The organism is Paraburkholderia sp. NMBU_R16, from assembly GCF_013282575.1.
In the GTDB taxonomy this organism is placed as follows: domain Bacteria; phylum Pseudomonadota; class Gammaproteobacteria; order Burkholderiales; family Burkholderiaceae; genus Trinickia.
Genome location: NZ_JAAAYE010000124.1, coordinates 1 through 4,644 on the forward strand (window position 1 = coordinate 1; position 4,644 = coordinate 4,644).

Sequence of the window (4,644 nt, forward strand, 5' to 3'; positions counted from 1 at the left end):
TGCCGCATTCTGCCGCAACCAGCCATACCTCAGCTTGTCGATTCAGAGCGCCTCAAGGGTTCGCTGCGCCGGGCTTACGCCCGCCCTTGACCCGCTAACATCACCCACTCGGAATTCAAAAGAGGCCAATTCCGAGTCCAACTCCTAGCAACGATGCTTCGCATTGTTCGTCCAATGTTCGCACAACACTAGCGTACCCCACTATTTCCTACCAAACTCCGTATGCAACTTGCACTATCGACTGAATTACCTGTCTAGATGCTTTTGCTGTGTCGGTATGGCTGCGGAAACGTTATTGTCACGTCTTGCGGTGCGCGTGACCGGGTCAGAGCCGCGGCGTCATGATTTTTCGTAATAGACGAATGCACTGGGGTATCCAATGAGCCGTCTGCCTTTAGCTTCCAGCCTGACGACGCACGAGACGACAATTGAGACAGCCGCGCCACCACTCGATCACCTGAAATGCGAGTCACGCAGGTTGCCAGCGAATCCGGGAGACAACCCGGCTGTGCGTGAATCCGACATCGGGTGGAAGTTACCCCCCTTCTATTGCCCGATCGAATCCCTCATCCATCGCAATGTGGCAGAGCTTGAACGCCGCGCAATCGCATGGGTGGACAAGATGGATTTGTATGGCAATGAAACAGACCGGGCCTGGGGAATAGCGAACCGCTGTACCGATTTGATGTGCCGGACAATCCCGTATGGGCGTGATGAGCCGCTGCTGTTGTTCATCGAGTGGGTCCATTGGGCACTTGCGCTCGACGATTGGCATGACTCCGGGTCACACCAACCATCGCGCACCGCCATCGTGGTCGAACTGAGCGCACGGATTGCGCGTGCGCTTGAAGCACCGGGCGCCATCAAGGTCAAATCAGCCTCGCTCGGCGTTGCGCTGGAAGACCTGATTACGCGTACCTGGGCGCTAACTACGCCCTGTCAACTCCGGCGCTTCCAGGAAGCCGTGCGAGACTGGCTATTTGGTGCGGCGTGGATGACAGGCAATACTGAACGCGGCATCATGCCAACGTTGAACGACTATGTGGCAATGCGTCCGTCGGCCAACGGCACGCGCTTGAATAGCACGTTCAGTGAAATCGCCAATGATATTGATGTTCCACCGGAGGCGCTCTATTCCGCCCCGGTGCAAGCGGTGACAGACGTAGCCGGGTTCATCGTGAGTTGCGATAACGATCTTTTTTCCTATGCCAAGGAAGACAGCCTCGACACCCCTGAGCAAAACATTGTGAATGTGATTGCCACCGATCTCGGTTGCAGCCCCGCCGCTGCGTTGCGCGACGCAGTGGCACTTCGCGATCGTACGATGACGCTTTTTCTCAGGTTGAGAGACAAGATCCGGGCCGGCGCATGCCACGATCTTATCCACTACCTTGACGGATTGGGACATTACATCGCCGGCTGTATTCGATGGATGAACGATGCGCCGCGCTATGCCAGCCCGCGCAATCGCCATCCACTACCTGTGGAAGGAGCGAGCTACCACATCTCTTGGCGCGATTCTCCTAGCGACCCGCGCATCGAAGCCCCACCGATTCCCGCAGCTGCGTGGTGGTGGAAGCAGCTCGAGGACTAGATACTCTCCTACTGCGGGAATCGGCATCCCCCGCCCGCACGGAATCGTTCAGGCCGGTCCTCACACGGCGTAACCCGCGCCCATTCTCCAGCAACCCCGGCAGCGTGGGCTCAGCATTGAAATGCCGAACAAACCCGAAGCTTCGGAGTAAAGCATGAACGTCCGCGTGGCCGAGCAGAATTCGCTTTCCAGTGAAAAAGTCGTCGTTGCACTGAAGCCGACACTTGCGGCCAATAGCGCCGCAACGGTGCAGATCGACGGCGTGGAATTGACCGTAGTCAGGACCGCCGAATGCATAGCAATCTTCGAGGGCCGCTGCCCGCACCAAGGCAGCCTACTTTCAGAAGGTTCCATCAACGCTAGCGTGCTGACCTGTCGCGGACATGGTTGGCAGTTCGATTGCGCGTCCGGACGCGGCGTCGGCGGCACCGTGAACGATCTGAAGAGGTTCGAAGCATTCGTCGATGGTGACAGGATCATGGTCGACCGATCCGAAGTACTCGCATGGAAAGCGCGATGTACAAGTGGCGGCAATGTTCCTAAAGCGCAAGCGGTTGCCCGCCTCCGTTCGATCGATCAACTTCCTGGTCCCAAAGGGCTTCCCTGGGTAGGCTCCTTATTTCATCTTGCCCCCAAGAAATTACATCTCACTCTCGAGGCGTGGTGTAGCGAATTCGGGCCGATGTATGCCTATAAGGTCATGAATCGTCCCTTCGTCGTCATCGCAGAAGCTCAACTCGTCGGCCAGATTCTGCGTCGCCGACCGGATCACTATCGTCGCTGGAGTGCTTTTGAGCTGATCATGACGGAGATCGGAACGAACGGCGTGTTCTCCGCCGAAGGCGACGCCTGGCGCCGGCAGCGTCCGTTGGTTGCGAAAGCATTGGGCGCATCTTGCCTGCGAGGTTTTTTTCCGTCGCTGCACGAGATACTCGCGCGATTGCATGGGCGCTGGCGCAACGCAGCACTCAGGAACGTCCCGGTAGATATACAAAATGACCTTATGCGGTACACGGTGGACGTCACGGCAAGCCTTGCGTTCAGCTATGACATGAATACCATCGAATCCGACGGCGATATCCTGCAAACGCACCTTGCACGGGTCTTCCCTGCGTTGAACAACCGCCTTTATGCGCCATTTCCTTATTGGCGCTACGTAAAAATGCCTTCCGACCGAGCGCTTGATCGTTCTCTGAGTGCGGTCCGCCGGTTTATCTCCGACCTGATCGCGAGCAACCGATCGCGATTGGCGCAGCATCCGCGCGACGGATCGCAACCTCGCAACTTGCTCGAGGCACTGTTGGGTTCACAGGAAGAAGGTCAAGCCCCGCTTACCGATGACGAAATATTCGCGAACGTGTTCACCCTGCTGCTGGCCGGCGAAGATACAACGGCGAACACGATTGCATGGATGACGCACTTCATGTGCAGCAACGCTGCCGTTCAAAGAAAAATGCAGGACGAAGTCGACGCTGTACTAGGCACCGAAAAATTGCTGACAGATCCGGGGCAGGCCGACAAGCTTACTTACATCGACGCAGTAGCGAACGAGACCATGCGGCTCAAGCCCGTGGCGCCGTTCCTTGTAGTCGAACCGTTGAACGACGTAGAACTCGACGGTGTTTCGGTTCCGAAGGGAACGATCATCATATTGCTGACGCGCTATCCAAACTTGCTCGAGCAACACTATGTCCGAGCTCAAACGTTCGACCCCGATCGTTGGATCGCCGAAGGAGAAAACGCCCTGCCTCGCGATGCCCGGTTCGTCGCTTTTGGTTCAGGCCCCAGGTATTGTCCGGGACGAAACCTGGCGATGCTCGAGATCAAATGTGCAATCGCAATGTTGTGTAGAAATTTTCATTTGTCTGTCTCGCCCGCCTGCGCTTCGGTCGAGGAACGCCTTTCGTTCACCATGATGCCGCACGGGTTACGCCTGAACTTCGTGACGCGCGATTGAATAACGGTGACCACCGTCGGCGTGATCGCGTACTCCGCCCGCAATATCTCGACATATCTGTTCGAAGCGCTTGATGTCGACGATTCGCGTCCCGCATCATGAATTCGTGATGCGCTCCAAGCTGATCGGCAAGCCGGCGATACTGATTCTGTCGCCAGTGTGCCCACGTCGCCCTCGCTGGTGCCGAACTGCTGCATGTGATCCGAACGGGCAGGTCGAAGACAACGGATCGGACAGCCCTGCTACCGAGTGGCTCGACTTTTCGATTATCTTGGTAGTCCTAATCACTTGAATCGCACGACGCACCTGCCTTATCGCGACCAAACCCGTTTATCCAGTGGGGAGTCGGAAATGAACGCATTTGCCATCGCCTCGTCGAACCACATTCCTCCTGCGTCGGCGCCAGACGGGTCAGGCACCAGACAGGCGAATGCCCGCTTACCGAGCATCGCGACACCAACAAGGCCTCACAGTCGGCTCGACGGACTGGTGTCCCGGCGTCCGCTTCTCAATCCGGAGACCATGTTCGCGAGCGCTTTGCCGCAGTCCCGGATCACAGCGGCACTCCGCCTGCCCGGGCCTGGCGAGATGCTTACGGACGCAAAGCCACCCGCTGAGTGGCCGCTCATAGGAATACCGCCTCCGGGCGAACGTCCGCTGCCACCGTTGGCGAATTCGTCGACACGCTACACGTCGGCCGTTGTCGAACGTGAGCTTGCCGCGCCTCGTCTACCTCGATTACCAGCTAACTGTTTCGAGCTCGGCGCACAGCAGCATGGGGTAGTGATTCCCCCGCGAGCCGGCGGAATTAAAACGCCCAATGGTGTGCACTTCCTGCCCGAGATCAAAAGCCAGATTAAGACGTTAATCAAAGCGGGCGTACCCGCAAGGGATATCGTGCAACGGATCCCCGGACTGCAGGTAGAGCAGGTAGGATCTATCTCGCAAAACTTGAGAGACCCTCTGGTGTGGCGCGACAATCTGGATGAGAGACGCGCGACAAACAAGATGAGAATGTCGCGGCGAGGTTGATGATGCCGATGTTGATTGACGCTGACAAGCGTTTGTTGATTGACGCGCGGCGCATGTTGCA

General features: G+C 57.4%; 2 protein-coding genes. Both read left to right on the plus strand.

All coding sequences use genetic code 11. From position 1 onward, the window contains the following. Nucleotides 1-379 precede the first annotated feature (379 nt). The gene (locus GWC77_RS26920; protein ID WP_217283427.1) at nt 380-1,594 is read left to right on the plus strand and encodes a hypothetical protein; all 1,215 of its coding nucleotides are present in this window, start codon (nt 380-382) and stop codon (nt 1,592-1,594) included. Between the two features lie 154 nt (nt 1,595-1,748). Continuing rightward, entirely contained in the window at nt 1,749-3,551 is a 1,803-nt protein-coding gene (locus GWC77_RS26925; protein WP_173262304.1) for a cytochrome P450, read from the plus strand. Nucleotides 3,552-4,644: the final 1,093 nt, after the last annotated feature.

Coding starts and splice junctions, on each gene's coding strand:
- GWC77_RS26925 (WP_173262304.1), top strand. CDS start 1,749: ATGAACGTCCGCGTGGCCGAGCAGAATTCGCTTTCCAGTGAAAAAGTC.
- GWC77_RS26920 (WP_217283427.1), top strand. CDS start 380: ATGAGCCGTCTGCCTTTAGCTTCCAGCCTGACGACGCACGAGACGACA.